Below are 13,757 nucleotides of genomic sequence, written 5' to 3' on the forward strand. Positions count from 1 at the left end.
GGTGCAGCGCAGGGTGGGGGCCGAGGAACGAGGCACCCGCCCGGAGCGGAACCGCAGGCTCAGGCGACAAAAGGTAGAGCGTGCGCCGGAGGCGCAGACCGGAAGCCCGGGTCACCAAGGTGGCCCGGGCTTCCGGCACTACGGGGCGGGCGTCAGCCGCGGGTGATCGTGGCCGTTCCCGATACCGTGTTGGTCGAGATGTAGGCCGCGGCGCCCGGCTCCGCGTGGTCGACGACGACGGTGCGCTGCGCGCTCGACGTCGCCTGCGCGCCGTCGATCACGACCTTGCCCGTGACGCTGCGCGCGCGGAGGTTGACCGGTGCGCCGGCGTCGAGCTGGACCGCCGCCGCGCCGGAGACCGTCTTGGCGTTGACGAGCGGAGTGGTGCCGACGGCGGTGACGTCGACCGCGCCGGACACGGTCTGGACCGAGACGCGGCCCAGGGCGCCCGTGAGCGATACGGCACCGGACACTGTGCTGGCCGACGCGTCGCCGTTGTGCTCGGCGATGCTGACGGCGCCCGTGCCGGACTTCGTGGTGACGGAACCGCTGGTCCCGGTCACGGTGATCGCGCCGCCCGCGGTCTTGACGTTCACGCCGGCCTGCGCCCCGGTCACCACGACCTCGGCGCCCACGGTCGCGACGTCGACCACGGACGTGGCCGGCACCGTGATCCGCACGACGGCGGCGTCCTGGTCCTTGAGGCCGCGGAACCGGTCCACGAAGCCCTCCAGACCCGGGAAGTCGTAGGCGACGCGCAGGTTGCCGTGCTCCGCGAGGATCTGCAGCGGCCGCGTCGAGACCTCGAGAACCTCCACGACGGCGCCGGACGTGCGGTTCGGGTCGGCCACGATCTCGGCGCGGCCGTTCGTCAGTCGGACGGTCAGAGTCGTGGCGCCGCCGACCTCGATGGTCTGCGGGGCGGCCACGCTCCAGGACTCGGTGGTCATCGCTGTGCTCCGTTCATGGGGAGGGTTCATCGGGAGGTTCATGGGGACTGCTGTCACTGCGAGTTCGTGCGGTGCGGGGCGGTGCTCGTGCTGCTCGGCAGGGTCCCACGGATCGCGGACCGCGCCGAGTCGAGGACGGTGCGCAGCGTCTCGACGGTCAGCGCGGACACCGTACCGGCGACGTCAGCCTCCCGCAGGTCGGCCAGCACGTCGTTGCGGAACCGCTGCAGCGCCGCTTCCGCGTCGTGCCGCAGCGAGTTGGACTGGGTGCGCCGTGGGTCCGGTGCCGTGCCCGGACCCGGTCGCGGCCGGGAGCGGACTTCCTGCGCCGCGGCCGCGAGCTCGGCCCGCAGGCCGCGCATCGTGTCGCGGATGTCGGCCCGGACGCCGTCCGCGAGGGTGCGGACGGTCTCGGCGACGTTCTGCTCCAGGCGCTTGACGTCGTCGAGCCGGGAGTCGATCTCGGCCCGGCCGGCGGGGGTGAGCTCGTACGTGCCCTTGCGGCCGGCACCGGCCGGTCCCGGCGCGGAGCGGCGTACCAGCCCCTCCTCCTCCAGCCTGGTCAGGCGAGGGTAGATGGTCCCGGCGCTGGGGCGGTAGGTGCCGCCGAAGCGCTGGGTGAGCTCGGTGATGAGCTCGTACCCGTGTCGTGGCCCGTCCAGGAGCAGCACCAGGAGGTACAGGCGCAGCTCGCCGTGGGCGAAGACAGGTGGCATCACAGCTCCACGGGCGAGTGGTCCGCGGGAGCGTCGACGGGGGCGTCCTGGACGTCGACGGGCGCGTCCTGCGGTCCGCCCACGACCGTGACCTCGCCGGAGACGCTGGTGGCCCGCAGGCGGGTGGTCCACGGCCGGCCGGGCCGCGCCTCGGGCTCCCCGGAGGAGAACGTGGCGCCGCCCCCGCCGCTGAACTGCGCGCCGGCCACCGTGACCCGCCCGCTGACGCTCTGCGCCGACACCGCCACGGCACCGTCGTCCGGCACGCGCAGCAGCATGTTGCCGGACACCGAGTTGACCTTGACCGACCGCGGCTGGGTGGCCAGGTCGATCGTCACGTCGCCGGAGACCGAGGTGGACGTTACCGAGTCCGCGGACCCGCTCATCACCACGTCGGCAGACACGGTATTGCTCGTGATGTCGCCCACGTGGTCGCGCACCGTCACCTCGCCGGAGACGGTGTTCAGCTTGAGGTCGCCGGCCGTCCGCGAGACCAGCAGGGACCCCGACACCGTGGACGCGGACGCACCCGCCGTCGTGCCGGCCAGGAGGCACTCGCCACGCACCGTGCCCAGCCGGACGGCGGTGTCGGCGGGCACCGCGACGTGGATGTCGGCGCGTGCCTTGCCGCCGAAGTCGACGAACCGCTTCATGAAAGAGCCCCAGCCGGACAGGCCGCTCTCGTGCTCGATGACGAGGCGGCCCTCCTCCAGCCGGACCTCCAGGGAGCGCCCCTCGACGGAGTGCACCTCGACGCGGACGACGGGCTCGTCGTGCGCGACGACGTCGAGCCGGCCGTCGATGACGTGGGCGTCCACGGTGCTCACGCCGCGCAGCTCGATGGTCTGCGGACCGGTGACGGTCCAGCTGTCCGTGCTCATGGGTGCCTCCGGTGCTCGGTCTCGCTGGACGCGATATATCGCGTTGACCCGAGACACGATATATCGCGTTACTCGACGGGGCAACCCCTTGCGGCCTGACAACCTCCCGATCTGTGGGACCATTGAGCCATTCAGTCCGTCACCTGTCAGGAGACACCCATGAGCAAGCGCGGTCGCAAGCGCCGTAGCCGCAAGGGCTCGGCCGCCAACCACGGCAAGCGTCCCAACGCCTGAGCCGTTGTCGAGGCGAACAGCCTGAGCATGCGAAAGGGCCGGAACCCCCTGGGGTTCCGGCCCTTCGTCATGCCCGGGGTCAGGCGGTCTCGACGACCGTCATCACCGTGAGCTGCTCATGGATCCGCACTCGCAGCGTGTCCGGCGCGCGCTCGCTGCACGACCGCTTCACGAGCTGCTTCACGAGGTCCTCGACGCTCAGCTCGGCCAGGCACGGCGAGCAGTGGGCGACGTGCGCGCGCATGCGCTGCTCGTCGTCCGGCGTCATCTCGGAGTCCAGGTACTCGTACAGGTGCGTCAGTGCGTGCTCGCACTCGGACTCCCCCGCCGTGTCGTGCGGGACGGGTTCGATGTTGTTCACTGCGCACCTCCGGGCGCCTGGCTGACGAGACCTCGCTGAGCGGCGTAGTCGGCGAGGAGCTCACGCAGCTGCCGGCGTCCGCGGTGGAGCCGGGACATGACCGTCCCGATCGGAGTCCCCATGATCTCCGCGATCTCCTTGTAGGGGAAGCCTTCGACGTCGGCGTAGTAGACGACCATCCGACGGTCCTCCGGGAGCTCGGCGAGCGCCCGCTTCACATCGCTGTCCGGCAGCCGGTCGAGCGCCTCGGCCTCGGCCGAGCGCAGGCCGCGCGACGTGTGCGACGCCGCGCGCGCGATCTGCCAGTCCTCGACGTCCTCCGCCTGGGACTGCTGCGGCTCGCGCTGCTTCTTGCGATAGCTGTTGATGAACGTGTTCGTGAGGATCCGGTACAGCCAGGCCTTCAGGTTGGTGCCCGGCCGGTACTGGTGGAACGCCGCGAACGCCTTGGCGAACGTCTCCTGCACCAGGTCCTCGGCGTCGGCGGGGTTGCGCGTCATGCGCAGCGCCGCGGAGTAGAGCTGGTCCAGGTACTGCAGCGCGTCCCGCTCGAAGCGCGCGGCGCGGGCCGTCGCGTCCTCCTCCTGGGGGGACCGCTCGGTGCCCTCGGTCTCGCCGGCGGGCTCCGTGGCGGCCTCGACGGCCGCGATCTCACCGGGGCGCACCTCGGCGTCGGCGCGGCCGGCATCGCCGCCTGCACCCTGGTTCTGCTCACGGGAAGTCTCACTCATCGCCCTTGAGCCTAGCCGCGTCGGCCAGCCGGTGTTCGCCAGGACCGCGCCGAACGCGGCCGGAGTGCCGCCGGACAGCGCGTCCGCCGGACTCTTCGCCGAGTCGGCGCCGGGGTCCAGCAGGTGCGCCGGGACCGCGCCGAACATCAGGGGGGCGCTCTGACCTGCAGTCATCGGAACCGCCGTCGCGTCGGACGCGCCGCTGGTCGCGGGGTTCGTTGTCGTGCTCGTCACCATGCCCATCACCGTGTTGTTCACCGCATCCTTCTCGAGGCATTGCTCCACGTCGGGTTCAACCAGCGGCCACGGCTCCGAATTCCCGGTGCGGCCCCGGCCGCCCGGCGCCGCCGTGCCGCGATCCTGCTGCATCCGGCGCCGGCATCTGCCAAGGTGGTCGCATGCTGCTTCGACACATCGCGCGACCGCTGCTGGCCTCCTCGTTCATCTACGACGGCGTGCGGGCCGCCCGGAAGCCGAGCGAGCACGTGGCCGCCGCCCGGTCGGGATCCGCGCTGGCGACCAAGGCGCTGGGGGCAGAGCCGCTCAGCGAGAAGCAGGTCACGACGCTCGTGCGCGCGCACGGCGTCGCGACCGCCACGGCGGGCACGCTGCTCGCGCTGGGCAAGGCGCCGCGCGCGTCCGCCCTCGCCCTCGCGCTGCTGACGCTGCCGCTCGCCCTGGTGAACCAGCCGTTCACCGCGCCCAAGGAGGAGCGTCCGGCCCGCGCCGACCGGTTCCTGCACAACCTCGCCTCCGTCGGCGCCGCCCTCATCGCGGGCGCGGACCTCGAGGGCAGGCCGGGGCTGTCGTGGCGGGTCCAGCAGGCACGCGCGGCGCGCGCGGACGCGAAGGCCGCGGCGGCCGAGGCCTGAGCCCGGCTGGTCGTCCGCTCGTCCGCTCACCCGCCGGGGCGAGCGGGAGTCCGGGAGTGCGGGTGACCGTGGCTGGTACGGGCCGCCGCGCGCGGCCGCTCCGCGATAATCTCGCCACATGACTTCTTCGACCACCGCGCCCGCACCGACCTGGGAGGCGCCGCTCGCCGGCGCACCGCTGGACGCGACGGTCGAGGTACCCGGCAGCAAGTCCCTCACCAACCGGCTGCTGGTGCTCGCCGCCCTCGCGGACGCCCCCGGCACCCTGCGCGGCGCGCTCCGCAGCCGCGACGCCGACCTGATGATCGGCGCCCTGCGCGCGCTCGGCGCGGGCATCGAGGAGGGCGACCACCCCAGCACCCTGCACGTGACGCCCGGCCCGGTGACCGGCGGCACCGAGATCGATACCGGCCTGGCCGGCACGGTCATGCGGTTCCTGCCGCCCGTCGCGGCCCTCGCCGACGGCCCGGTCCGGTTCGACGGCGACGCCGCGGCCCGGCTGCGGCCCATGCTGCCGGTGCTCGCGGCGCTGCGCGCGCTCGGCATCACGGTGCACGACCCCGAGGGTTCGAGCGACTCCGCCGAGCTGCCGAGCTACCTCCCCTTCACGGTCGAGGGCCGCGGCGGCGTCCCGGGCGGCTCGGTCGACGTCGACGCCTCGGAGTCGTCGCAGTTCGTCTCCGGGCTGCTGCTGGCCGCCACGCGCTTCGAGCGCGGCCTCACCCTGCGGCACATCGGCGCCACGCTGCCGAGCCTGCCCCACATCGAGATGACGGTCGCCACGCTGCGCGACGTCGGCGTCGTGGTCGACGACTCGCGGGACGGCATCTGGGCCGTGCGCCCCGGCCCCATCACGGGCCGCGACGTGCGCGTCGAGCCCGACCTGTCCAACGCGGCGCCGTTCCTCGCGTCCGCACTGGTCGCGGGCGGCACGGTCCGCGTGCCCGGCTGGCCCACCCTGACCACGCAGCCCGGCGCCATGGTGCCCGAGCTGCTGGAGCGCATGGGCGGCACGTTCACCCTGGCCGACGGCGTGCTGAGCGTCACCGGCACGGGCGAGATCCACGGGATCGACGTCGACCTGCACGCGGGCGGCGAGCTCGCGCCCACGTTCGCGGCCCTGGCCGCGCTGGCGGACTCGCCCTCCCGGCTGCGCGGGATCGCGCACCTGCGGGGCCACGAGACCGACCGGCTGGCCGCGCTCGCGCGCGAGATCACCCGCCTAGGCGGGCAGGCGGAGGAGACCCGGGACGGCCTGGTCATCACGCCGCGACCGCTCCACGGCGAGGTCGTGCGCACCTACGGCGACCACCGCATGGCGACGTCGGCCGCGCTGCTCGGCCTGCGGGTCCCCGGCGTGCTGATCGAGGACGTCGCCACCACGGCCAAGACCCTGCCCGACTTCACGGGCATGTGGCTGGGCATGCTGGGCACGGCCGCCTGATGGGCCGCCGCGACCTCGACGAGTCGGACTTCCGCTCCCGCCCGTCCAAGCGCGGCTCCCGGCCCCGGACCAAGCAACGACCCGAGCACTCGGACGCCGTGACCGGCCTGGTCACCGGCGTCGACCGGGGGCGGTACACGCTCCTGGTGGGCGGCGCGGCGACCGAGCTCGCGGACGAGACCATCGTGACCGCGATGAAGGCGCGCGAGCTCACCCGCACGCGCGTCGTCGTCGGCGACCGGGTGGACGTCGTGGGCGACACCTCCGGCGAGGAGGGCTCGCTCGCACGCATCGTGCGGATCCAGGAGCGCACCTCGACGCTGCGCCGTACCGCGGACGACACCGACCCGTACGAGCGGATCGTCGTCGCCAACGCGGACCAGCTCGTCATCGTCACGGCGCTGGCCCAGCCCGAGCCGCGCACCGGCATGATCGACCGCTGCGTCGTCGCCGCGTACGACGCCGGGATGTCGGTGCTGCTGTGCCTGACGAAAGCCGACCTCGCCTCCCCCGACGAGCTGCGCGCGCTCTACGAGCCGCTCGGCGTCGAGGTCGTGGTGACGCGCCGGACGCCCTCGGGCGACGGCGCCGGGATCACGCTGGCGCCGGACTCCGTCGAGGAGGTGCGCGGCCGGCTCCGCGGCCTGGTGTCGGTGCTGGTGGGGCACTCCGGGGTCGGCAAGTCGACCCTGATCAACGCGCTGGTGCCCGACGCCAAGCGGGCCACGGGCGTCGTCAACGACGTGACCGGGCGCGGCCGGCACACCTCGACGTCGGCGGTGGCACTGCGGCTGCCCGTCGGGGATCCCGGGGAGACGGACGCCGCGTCCGACGTCGACGGCGCGCCCGCGACCGACGGCGCGGGGTTCGACGGCTGGGTGATCGACACCCCGGGCGTGCGCTCGTTCGGGCTGGCGCACGTCGAGGTGGCGCACCTGCTGCACGCGTTCGAGGACCTGGACGAGGTGGCGCAGGAGTGCCCGCGCGGCTGCACGCACCTCGCCGACGCCCCGGACTGCGCGCTCGACGACTGGATCGAGGCCTCCCCCGAGGACGAGCGACCGGCCCGCGCGGCCCGGCTCGCCTCGTTCCGCCGCCTGCTGTCGTCCCGCACCGGCTCGGACGCCTGAGCATGACCGGTGCCACCCCGCGCTACGGCGCGGTGGACGTGCAGTACCTGGACGACGGCGGGGCGCGCGCCGCGCTGGTCGTCGCCGAGGACGCGGGGTTCGCGACGCTCGTCGAGGAGCGCACCGTGCGCGTGGAGCAGGTGGCGGAGTACCAGCCCGGCCGGTTCTACGAGCGCGAGCTGCCGCCCCTGCGGGAGGTGCTGGGCGGCGTGGCACCGCTGGACCTGCTGATCGTGGACGGGTACGTGGACCTCGACCCCACCGGCAGCCCGGGCCTGGGCGCCCACGTGGCCGACGCCGGGCTCGCCCCGGTGGTGCTCGGCGTCGCCAAGACCCGGTTCCGGGCGGCCTCCCACGCCGCCGAGGTGCTGCGCGGACAGTCCGCCCGGCCCCTGTACGTCACGGCGTCGGGCATGGCGCTGGAGGCCGCGGCCGACCTGGTCCGCGAGATGGCCGGCGACGCCCGGTTCCCCACCGCGCTGCGCCGCGTGGACCGGCTGGCCCGCGGCGCCGAGTAGGCCCGTTCCGGGGCGGGCCGGCTCACGGCTGCAGGAACATCCAGCGATGGCCCTCCAGGTCCTCCGCGCGGTAGGAGCGGCCATAGGGCGCCTCCTCGATCTTCGAGAGCACGCCCGCGCCGGCGGCCTGGGCCTTGGCGAAGTGCGCCTCGACGTCGGCCACGTGGACCAGCACGCCGTCGATCACCCAGGGCGTCGACAGCCACGCGTCGGCCGCGCGGCAGTGCTTGCGGTGTGCGGCCGGCCCCTCGTAGGACGCGAGCTCGGAGAGCATCACGCGCCCGCCGCCGGCGTCGAGCTCACCGTGGGAGAGATGTCCGTCGTCGTCCAGCCAGCGTTCGGCCTCGGTGAAGCCGAACACCTCGATGAGCCAGTCCATGGCGGAGACGCCGTCCTGGTAGGACAGCATGGGGACCACTCCGGCGGGACTGGGAGTAGTGGGTTCGGGCATGACAACCTCCTCGCTCTCGAACAAATGTACGAGCGATTTGGTGATCTGTCGAGCGCTGGGCGCGGCTACACCACCTGGAAGCCGAACAGCTCCACGGCCCACGGGTCCAGCCGGCCGGCGGACGGGCCGCCGTCGTCGGCCCCCTCGCCGCTGAAGCCGAAGAACTCGCGCAGGGCATGGTCGCCCAGGTCCAGGGGGTGGAAGGGCAGCGGGTAGCCCTCGAGCGACGCCGGGTGCCGGCCCGCCCAGAACGGCTCCTCGAACGCGAGGCGCTCCCCCGTGTCCTCCAGCACACCGTCGTCCGGCGAGAGGCTCAGCGACCGCACGAGCCTGCCGTCGCGCCACACCGCGAAGGCGAACCAGTCGACCGCGCTGTGCATCGCGTGCAGGTACAGCGTGCGGCCCATGCTCGCGTCGACCAGGTGGGCCGGGAGCTGGGAGGGCCGGTCGAGCATGAGCGCCTGGTCGCACAGGACGTCCACCTCGGGCGTCGACAGCGCGCACGCGCGGCCCTCGGGCGGGAACACGGCGTCACCGAGGTCCCAGGGCTCCTCGCCGTCCGGGCGGATGCGGGCCGGTGGCCACAGCAGGCCGAGCAGCTCCGCCGCGCTCGCCTCGTCGGCGAAGTCGGCCGCTCCCGTCAGACCCGCGGCCACGTCCCCGTCCGCGTACACCAGCATCGCGGTCTTGGCACCCATCTCGTCTCCTGCCCTCGGCTGCTACCACTACCCGTGGCGTCCCGCCCCGACGCCGGACACGAGAGTACGGGGACTGGGTGACACCGCCACTCCACTCGTCACGGGCCGACACACGGCAGACTGAGCACATGCGCATCTACGTGCCCGCCACGCTCGACGAGCTCGACGCCGTCTCCCACTCCTCCGACGCCGCCCGCTGGACGGTAGCCCCGCGCCGCGCGCACGCCGTGACGAAGGAGCTGGAGGCCGCCCTGCCCGACGAGGACGCCGAGGGCCTCGAGTACGTCGCGGCCCTCAACGCGGCCGACGACTCCCTGGCGCTCGTCGCGGGCCGCCCCGACGCGCCGCACCAGCGCGTGATCATCACCGTGGAGGTCCCGGACGCCGCAGTGGGCCCCGTCGTCCCCGGTGACGAGGACGACGACGAGCCGGTGGCCTCCGAGGTGCAGGTGACCGACACCGTCGAGCAGGTGGCGATCGTCTGCGTGCACGTCGACGAGGCCGAAGCCGCCGCCGACATCGCGGACGTGCTCGCCGCCGCGGACGAGGAGAGCGACGCCGAGACGACGGCGGAGGTCGGCGAGGAGTCCGACACCGCCCTCGACGAGGCGCTGCAGCGCGTCACCGACCGTGACCTGCTCTGGTACGACTGGAGCGAGATCAAGGACGTGCCCCGGGCCTGACCCGGTCTCCGGCCTGGGTTCCCGCCCCGGGCCGGACCGTCGTCAGGACAGGAAGTCGAGCGCTTCCTTGTGCAGTCTGCCGTTCGTGGCGACGGCGTTGCCGCCCCACGGGCCCGGCTTGCCGTCCAGCGAGGTGAACGTGCCGCCCGCCTCGGTGACGATCGGCACGAGCGCGGCCATGTCGTAGACCTCGAGCTCGGGCTCCGCGGCGATGTCGACGGCGCCGTCGGCCACGAGCATGTACGACCAGAAGTCGCCGTAGCCGCGGGTGCGCGCGCACGCCCGGGTGAGGTCGAGGAACCCGTCGAGCTTGCCGCGCTCCTCCCAGCCGCCGAGGGACGAGTAGGCGAACGACGCGTCGGCGACGCGGGAGATCCCGGACACCGACATGCGGTTCGCGGCGGCCAGCGACTTGCCGGTCCACGCGCCCGAGCCCTTCGCCGCCCACCACCGGCGGCCCAGGGCGGGGGCGCTGACCAGGCCCACGACCACCTCGTCGCCGTCGGCCAGCGCGATGAGCGTGGCCCAGACGGGCACGCCGCGCACGAAGTTCTTGGTGCCGTCGATCGGGTCGACGATCCAGCGGCGGGCGCCGCTGCCGGCGGAGCCGTACTCCTCGCCGACGATCGCGTCGCGGGTCCGCGCGCGGGCGAGCTGGCCGCGGATGAAGTCCTCGGCCGCCCGGTCGGCGTCGGAGACCGGCGTCAGGTCCGGCTTGGTCTCCACCTTCAGGTCCAGCGCCCGGAAGCGGGACATGGTGATGGAATCGACCTGGTCGGCGATCACGTGCGCCAGACGCAGGTCGTCGGCGTAGTTGTCCTTCGTCACGGCGGCCACGGGCACAACCTAGCGTTGGATGGCGGTTTTCCGTCGCCGAGCCGCGCCGGACGGGCGGATTGTTACCCAGGAAGTGCCCAGCGCGGCCCGTCCGCGCCCTCAGACCGGCGCCGGCGCCAGTTCCCGCACCCGGTCCGCGAGGCCCTCGAACGCGGCCCGCGCGGGCGAGGCCGGCGCGCACTCGGCCAGCACGCGCCCCGCCAGCAGCGCCGCGTCGAGCCCGGCCGGGTCGTCCGGCACGACGTGCGCGTCGCCCACTCCCCCGTAGCGCGCCAGCGCGTCGCGCACCTGGGCCTCGGCCCGGCGCCCGACGGCGGCCGCCCGCACCCGGTTCACCACGACCACGCGCGCCGCGGGGACGGGCACCGAGGCGTCCCGCAGGTCCTCCAGGCCGCGCACCAGCCGCTGCAGCCCCACGGGATCGGCCGCGCCGACCACCACGACGACGTCCGCGGCCTGCAGGGCGCTCAGGGTCGCGCCGTTGCGCTGGGGCGCGCGGGTGTCGTACATGAGGAGCTCGTCGGCCTCGAGCACCGGCCCGCAGTCGACCACGGTCCAGGCCGCGAGCTCGCGGCAGCGCTGGAACACCAGGTCGAGCGAGCTGGCGGGCAGCTCCGGCCAGCGCGATGCGCGAGTGATGCCGGTCAGCACGCGCACGCCCGGCAGCACCACCGGGCTGTGCCCGGCGAGCGTCACGACGTCGAGGTTGCCCTGACCCGCGGCGCGCGCGGCGGCGGCCAGGCCGGGTGCGTCGTCGAGCAGCCCCAGGCGGGAGGTCACCGACGACGCGTACGTGTCGGCGTCGGCCAGGAGGACCGTGCTCGAACCGAGCGGCGGGGGCACGGGGCGCGACCTGCGCAGCAGGCCGGTGCGCCGGGGTGCGGCGGCGCCCACCCCCGCGAGGGCGGCCGCGAGCTCGATGGCGGTGGTGGTGCGGCCGGGCGAGCCCGCCGGACCCCAGACGGCGACGATCGCGCCCGGCCCGTCGGTCCCGCGACCGGCCGGGGCGGCCGCCACGGCGGCGTCCGGGTCCGGGCCGTCGCCCCGTACCGCGGCGACCAGGTTCTCGACGTCCCCGCCCACCACGACGACGTCGGCGCCCAGCCACGCGAGCCGCGCGGCGGACAGGGCCGCGTGCTGGACCACGACGACGCGCAGGCCCGCGCCGCGCAGCCGCGCCACGGCGTCGCGGTCCAGGCCCGGCAGGTCCCCCGAGACGACGGCGACGGTACCGGCGCCCGCCTCGGCCGCCGCCAGGAGCTCGGTGAGCTCCGCGCAGCGCCGGGCCACGGTCACCTGCGGCTGCGCGCCGAGCGCGGTCACCGCCGCGGCCTCCTCCTCGGGCGCCTGGACCGCGACGAGCACGGTGGCGGTCCGCTCCTCGCTCATCGGACGCCGCCCGCCACGGGTACGACGGTCACGGTGCCCGCGTCCGACAGCGCGGCCAGCACCGTCGGGAGCGCGTCGCCCGCGACCAGCACGTGCAGCGTGACGGTGCCGTCCACGACGATGGCGCCGTCCTCCGCATCCACCTGCTCGACCACCACGTCCTTCGCGAGCGTGCGCGGTTCCGGCCGGTCCGCGCCCGCCTCCCGCGTGACCGGCAGGTCGGGCACGAACCACAGGTCCACGACGGCACCGGCCCGGATCCGGTCCGACAGCCCGGAGGCGACAGGAACGGCGACGGAGCGCACGTCGGCGTCCGCTCCGAGGGCGGTCAGCGGCACCAGCTCGCCGTCGTCGACCACCCGGAGCACCACCAGGCCCGCGGGCAGCGGCTCGTCGGCGGGCAGGTAGCGGCCCGTCCCGGCACCGAGCCGGACGTCGGCGGTGCGCAGCGAGCCGGCGGTGAGGGGCTCTCCGGGCGTGAGGGCGCCGTCGGCCACGAAGACCGGTACCGTGCGGCTCGCGGCCGAGACCACCCAGGAACCGAGGGCGACGGACAGCGCGACGATGACGAGACCGGTCACGAGCCGCGGGTCGCGCCAGCCGGGGCGGCGGAGCCGGCCGGCGGCCGGCTCGGGGAGACCCTGGCCCTGGACTGCGGGCGCCGGGGCGGCCGGGGCATACGTCATCTCGGTCCTTCCGCGTACTTTGGTGGACTTTGCGTGGGACGTCGAGTACAAGTTGAACCGCGAACCCGCACAGAATGGTGCACAGCCTGGGCAGAGCGCCGGAACCATAGTGATCGAACGCCGCCGATCCGGCATCAGATAAACACTTCTTGTGGATAACCCCCTCATGTCGGTGTCTCGTGCCACACTGTTCCCATGGAAAAGCGCTTTCTCTCTCTGGCTGATGTGGTCGAGACACTGAACATCTCGATGGCCCAGGGCTACGCACTGGTTCGTACCGGCGACCTTCCCGCCATCCAGGTGGGACCCAAGAAGGTCTGGCGCGTCGAGGCAGCGGAGCTCGAGTCGTACATCGAGCGTATGTACGCAAAGAGCCGTGAGCGGCTCAAGGGTTCTGCCGCAGCGGACGGCTGAATGGCCGCGTCGCACACCGACGGGACCGGCGCACTCCAACGGAGTGACACCGGTCCCGCTCTCCATTTACGGGCTATACCGATCGGTTAGGGCGACTCGCTCACGACCAGCAGCGCCATGAACGGAACCAGCCGGGTTCCGCGGTCGTCGAGCAGATCGATGTCCAGATGGTCCCGGCCCACTCGCGCGACCCGTCCGCCGTACGCCCCGCGGAGCGTGCGCACGACGACGCGGGCCCGGTCCCGCTGCAGGCTCCGCAGCACCGGCCCCAGCCCGAGGGCGTCCCGCCGCGACGTGGCCGACGCCGCCTGCCGGGCCAGGCCGTGGGCCGCGGCCACGGCGGCCAGCGGCACCAGGTGCTGGCTCAGCGGCTCGGGCCGCACCCCGCGCAGCAGCACCCACTCGTCCGCCGCCTCCACCACGACGCCGCGCAACGGGGCGCCGTCGAGCAGCTCCAGCGCGACCACCCCGCCGACGACGGCGCGGAACCGGTCCGCGAGCGTCATCGTCGCGTGCTCGGCGCGCGTCAGCTCGGAGACGAGCGCGTCGGCCTCGGCCACCGACTGGGCGCGGGCCTGCGCCTCCAGGTCACCGAAGAGCGCCTCCCAGCGGGTGGGGCCGGCCGGCTGCACTGATGTCATGAGGACACCTTGCGCTATCCACAGGCATCCCGCTCTCCGGTGGACACCCTCTCGGCATGGATGTTGAATAACGATCGCCGGACGGCATCAACTGATATCAAACCCGGCGCACCGGATCATC

18 protein-coding genes are annotated in these 13,757 nt (G+C 73.9%); 7 read left to right on the forward strand and 11 right to left on the reverse strand.

All coding sequences use genetic code 11. The features are described 5' to 3' along the window. Positions 1 to 152: 152 nt before the first annotated feature. From ACFU5G_RS16880 to ACFU5G_RS16890, 3 genes are read right to left on the reverse strand one after another with little or no spacing between them, the layout of a single operon-like run. Complete coding sequence (locus tag ACFU5G_RS16880; RefSeq protein ID WP_377246952.1) at positions 153 to 950, reverse strand: hypothetical protein; 798 nt, start codon at positions 948 to 950, stop codon at positions 153 to 155. Positions 951 to 1,003: 53 nt separating this feature from the next. Then, on the reverse strand, positions 1,004 to 1,666 hold the full coding sequence (locus tag ACFU5G_RS16885; RefSeq protein ID WP_377246955.1) for a PadR family transcriptional regulator: 663 nt from the start codon (positions 1,664 to 1,666) through the stop codon (positions 1,004 to 1,006). Continuing rightward, a complete protein-coding gene (locus ACFU5G_RS16890; protein WP_377246958.1) occupies positions 1,666 to 2,547 on the reverse strand; it encodes a DUF4097 family beta strand repeat-containing protein in 882 nt (293 codons plus the stop codon). Before ACFU5G_RS16890 ends, ACFU5G_RS16885 begins: the two co-directional genes overlap by 1 nt. Positions 2,548 to 2,706: 159 nt before the next feature. On the opposite strand from ACFU5G_RS16890, the gene ACFU5G_RS16895 reads away from it, so the two are divergent. Next, positions 2,707 to 2,781 carry a 50S ribosomal protein bL37 gene (locus tag ACFU5G_RS16895; RefSeq protein ID WP_156968370.1) on the forward strand — a complete coding sequence of 25 codons (75 nt, stop codon included), beginning with the start codon at positions 2,707 to 2,709 and terminating at the stop codon, positions 2,779 to 2,781. 79 nt (positions 2,782 to 2,860) lie between these two features. Here the strand turns inward: ACFU5G_RS16895 and rsrA are convergent, their stop codons facing one another. Next, positions 2,861 to 3,142 carry a mycothiol system anti-sigma-R factor gene (rsrA, locus tag ACFU5G_RS16900; protein WP_020016497.1) on the reverse strand — a complete coding sequence of 94 codons (282 nt, stop codon included), beginning with the start codon at positions 3,140 to 3,142 and terminating at the stop codon, positions 2,861 to 2,863. Next, positions 3,139 to 3,873: a sigma-70 family RNA polymerase sigma factor gene (locus ACFU5G_RS16905; protein ID WP_377247037.1), complete on the reverse strand. Its 735-nt coding sequence runs from the start codon at positions 3,871 to 3,873 to the stop codon at positions 3,139 to 3,141. Before ACFU5G_RS16905 ends, rsrA begins: the two co-directional genes overlap by 4 nt. 398 nt (positions 3,874 to 4,271) lie before the next feature. On the opposite strand from ACFU5G_RS16905, the gene ACFU5G_RS16910 reads away from it, so the two are divergent. The 4 genes from ACFU5G_RS16910 (at position 4,272) to ACFU5G_RS16925 (ending at position 7,837) form a co-directional block, all read left to right on the forward strand. Beyond that, positions 4,272 to 4,745, forward strand: a complete 474-nt coding sequence (locus tag ACFU5G_RS16910; RefSeq protein ID WP_377246961.1) for a DoxX family protein — start codon at positions 4,272 to 4,274, stop codon at positions 4,743 to 4,745. Positions 4,746 to 4,863: 118 nt separating this feature from the next. Beyond that, positions 4,864 to 6,189 carry a 3-phosphoshikimate 1-carboxyvinyltransferase gene (gene aroA / locus ACFU5G_RS16915; RefSeq protein ID WP_377246963.1) on the forward strand — a complete coding sequence of 442 codons (1,326 nt, stop codon included), beginning with the start codon at positions 4,864 to 4,866 and terminating at the stop codon, positions 6,187 to 6,189. Then, a complete protein-coding gene (locus tag ACFU5G_RS16920; protein WP_377246966.1) occupies positions 6,189 to 7,319 on the forward strand; it encodes a ribosome small subunit-dependent GTPase A in 1,131 nt (376 codons plus the stop codon). The genes aroA and ACFU5G_RS16920 overlap by 1 nt, the downstream gene beginning before the upstream one ends. Positions 7,320 to 7,321: 2 nt before the next feature. Then, positions 7,322 to 7,837 carry an endonuclease V gene (locus tag ACFU5G_RS16925; protein WP_377246969.1) on the forward strand — a complete coding sequence of 172 codons (516 nt, stop codon included), beginning with the start codon at positions 7,322 to 7,324 and terminating at the stop codon, positions 7,835 to 7,837. A gap of 22 nt (positions 7,838 to 7,859) precedes the next feature. Here the strand turns inward: ACFU5G_RS16925 and ACFU5G_RS16930 are convergent, their stop codons facing one another. Together ACFU5G_RS16930 and ACFU5G_RS16935 are read right to left on the reverse strand one after the other, a co-directional pair. Continuing rightward, positions 7,860 to 8,288, reverse strand: coding sequence for a VOC family protein (locus ACFU5G_RS16930; RefSeq protein ID WP_377246972.1), 429 nt, complete (start codon positions 8,286 to 8,288; stop codon positions 7,860 to 7,862). A gap of 65 nt (positions 8,289 to 8,353) precedes the next feature. After that, positions 8,354 to 8,986, reverse strand: coding sequence for a DUF6928 family protein (locus ACFU5G_RS16935; RefSeq protein WP_377246975.1), 633 nt, complete (start codon positions 8,984 to 8,986; stop codon positions 8,354 to 8,356). A 128-nt stretch (positions 8,987 to 9,114) separates the two neighbouring features. Here ACFU5G_RS16935 and ACFU5G_RS16940 point away from each other — a divergent pair, with 128 nt between their 5' ends. Then, positions 9,115 to 9,669, forward strand: a complete 555-nt coding sequence (locus ACFU5G_RS16940) for a DUF6912 family protein (protein ID WP_377246978.1) — start codon at positions 9,115 to 9,117, stop codon at positions 9,667 to 9,669. 42 nt (positions 9,670 to 9,711) lie between these two features. Here ACFU5G_RS16940 and hisN read toward each other — a convergent pair whose 3' ends face one another. The 3 genes from hisN to ACFU5G_RS16955 form a co-directional block, all read right to left on the reverse strand. Further along, the gene (gene hisN, locus ACFU5G_RS16945) at positions 9,712 to 10,512 is read right to left on the reverse strand and encodes a histidinol-phosphatase (protein ID WP_377246981.1); all 801 of its coding nucleotides are present in this window, start codon (positions 10,510 to 10,512) and stop codon (positions 9,712 to 9,714) included. Positions 10,513 to 10,605: 93 nt separating this feature from the next. Then, a complete protein-coding gene (locus ACFU5G_RS16950; protein WP_377246984.1) occupies positions 10,606 to 11,895 on the reverse strand; it encodes a hypothetical protein in 1,290 nt (429 codons plus the stop codon). Beyond that, on the reverse strand, positions 11,892 to 12,581 hold the full coding sequence (locus ACFU5G_RS16955) for a hypothetical protein (protein ID WP_377246987.1): 690 nt from the start codon (positions 12,579 to 12,581) through the stop codon (positions 11,892 to 11,894). The genes ACFU5G_RS16950 and ACFU5G_RS16955 overlap by 4 nt, the downstream gene beginning before the upstream one ends. 195 nt (positions 12,582 to 12,776) lie before the next feature. Here ACFU5G_RS16955 and ACFU5G_RS16960 point away from each other — a divergent pair, with 195 nt between their 5' ends. Beyond that, a complete protein-coding gene (locus ACFU5G_RS16960; RefSeq protein ID WP_020016485.1) occupies positions 12,777 to 12,995 on the forward strand; it encodes an AlpA family transcriptional regulator in 219 nt (72 codons plus the stop codon). Between the two features lie 86 nt (positions 12,996 to 13,081). Here ACFU5G_RS16960 and ACFU5G_RS16965 read toward each other — a convergent pair whose 3' ends face one another. Beyond that, positions 13,082 to 13,636, reverse strand: coding sequence for a hypothetical protein (locus ACFU5G_RS16965; protein ID WP_377246990.1), 555 nt, complete (start codon positions 13,634 to 13,636; stop codon positions 13,082 to 13,084). Positions 13,637 to 13,757 lie beyond the last annotated feature (121 nt).

It is taken from the genome of Promicromonospora sp. NPDC057488, from assembly GCF_042802395.1.
Classification (GTDB): domain Bacteria; phylum Actinomycetota; class Actinomycetes; order Actinomycetales; family Cellulomonadaceae; genus Promicromonospora.

Excerpts from the sequence above, each read along its gene's own strand:
- ACFU5G_RS16880 (WP_377246952.1), bottom strand. The coding sequence starts at position 950 with ATGACCACCGAGTCCTGGAGCGTGGCCGCCCCGCAGACCATCGAGGTC.
- aroA (WP_377246963.1), top strand. The coding sequence starts at position 4,864 with ATGACTTCTTCGACCACCGCGCCCGCACCGACCTGGGAGGCGCCGCTC.
- ACFU5G_RS16930 (WP_377246972.1), bottom strand. The coding sequence starts at position 8,288 with ATGCCCGAACCCACTACTCCCAGTCCCGCCGGAGTGGTCCCCATGCTG.
- ACFU5G_RS16925 (WP_377246969.1), top strand. The coding sequence starts at position 7,322 with ATGACCGGTGCCACCCCGCGCTACGGCGCGGTGGACGTGCAGTACCTG.
- ACFU5G_RS16885 (WP_377246955.1), bottom strand. The coding sequence starts at position 1,666 with ATGCCACCTGTCTTCGCCCACGGCGAGCTGCGCCTGTACCTCCTGGTG.
- ACFU5G_RS16935 (WP_377246975.1), bottom strand. The coding sequence starts at position 8,986 with ATGGGTGCCAAGACCGCGATGCTGGTGTACGCGGACGGGGACGTGGCC.
- ACFU5G_RS16920 (WP_377246966.1), top strand. The coding sequence starts at position 6,189 with ATGGGCCGCCGCGACCTCGACGAGTCGGACTTCCGCTCCCGCCCGTCC.
- ACFU5G_RS16955 (WP_377246987.1), bottom strand. The coding sequence starts at position 12,581 with ATGACGTATGCCCCGGCCGCCCCGGCGCCCGCAGTCCAGGGCCAGGGT.
- ACFU5G_RS16950 (WP_377246984.1), bottom strand. The coding sequence starts at position 11,895 with ATGAGCGAGGAGCGGACCGCCACCGTGCTCGTCGCGGTCCAGGCGCCC.
- ACFU5G_RS16965 (WP_377246990.1), bottom strand. The coding sequence starts at position 13,636 with ATGACATCAGTGCAGCCGGCCGGCCCCACCCGCTGGGAGGCGCTCTTC.
- ACFU5G_RS16960 (WP_020016485.1), top strand. The coding sequence starts at position 12,777 with ATGGAAAAGCGCTTTCTCTCTCTGGCTGATGTGGTCGAGACACTGAAC.
- ACFU5G_RS16940 (WP_377246978.1), top strand. The coding sequence starts at position 9,115 with ATGCGCATCTACGTGCCCGCCACGCTCGACGAGCTCGACGCCGTCTCC.
- ACFU5G_RS16910 (WP_377246961.1), top strand. The coding sequence starts at position 4,272 with ATGCTGCTTCGACACATCGCGCGACCGCTGCTGGCCTCCTCGTTCATC.
- ACFU5G_RS16890 (WP_377246958.1), bottom strand. The coding sequence starts at position 2,547 with ATGAGCACGGACAGCTGGACCGTCACCGGTCCGCAGACCATCGAGCTG.
- ACFU5G_RS16905 (WP_377247037.1), bottom strand. The coding sequence starts at position 3,873 with ATGAGTGAGACTTCCCGTGAGCAGAACCAGGGTGCAGGCGGCGATGCC.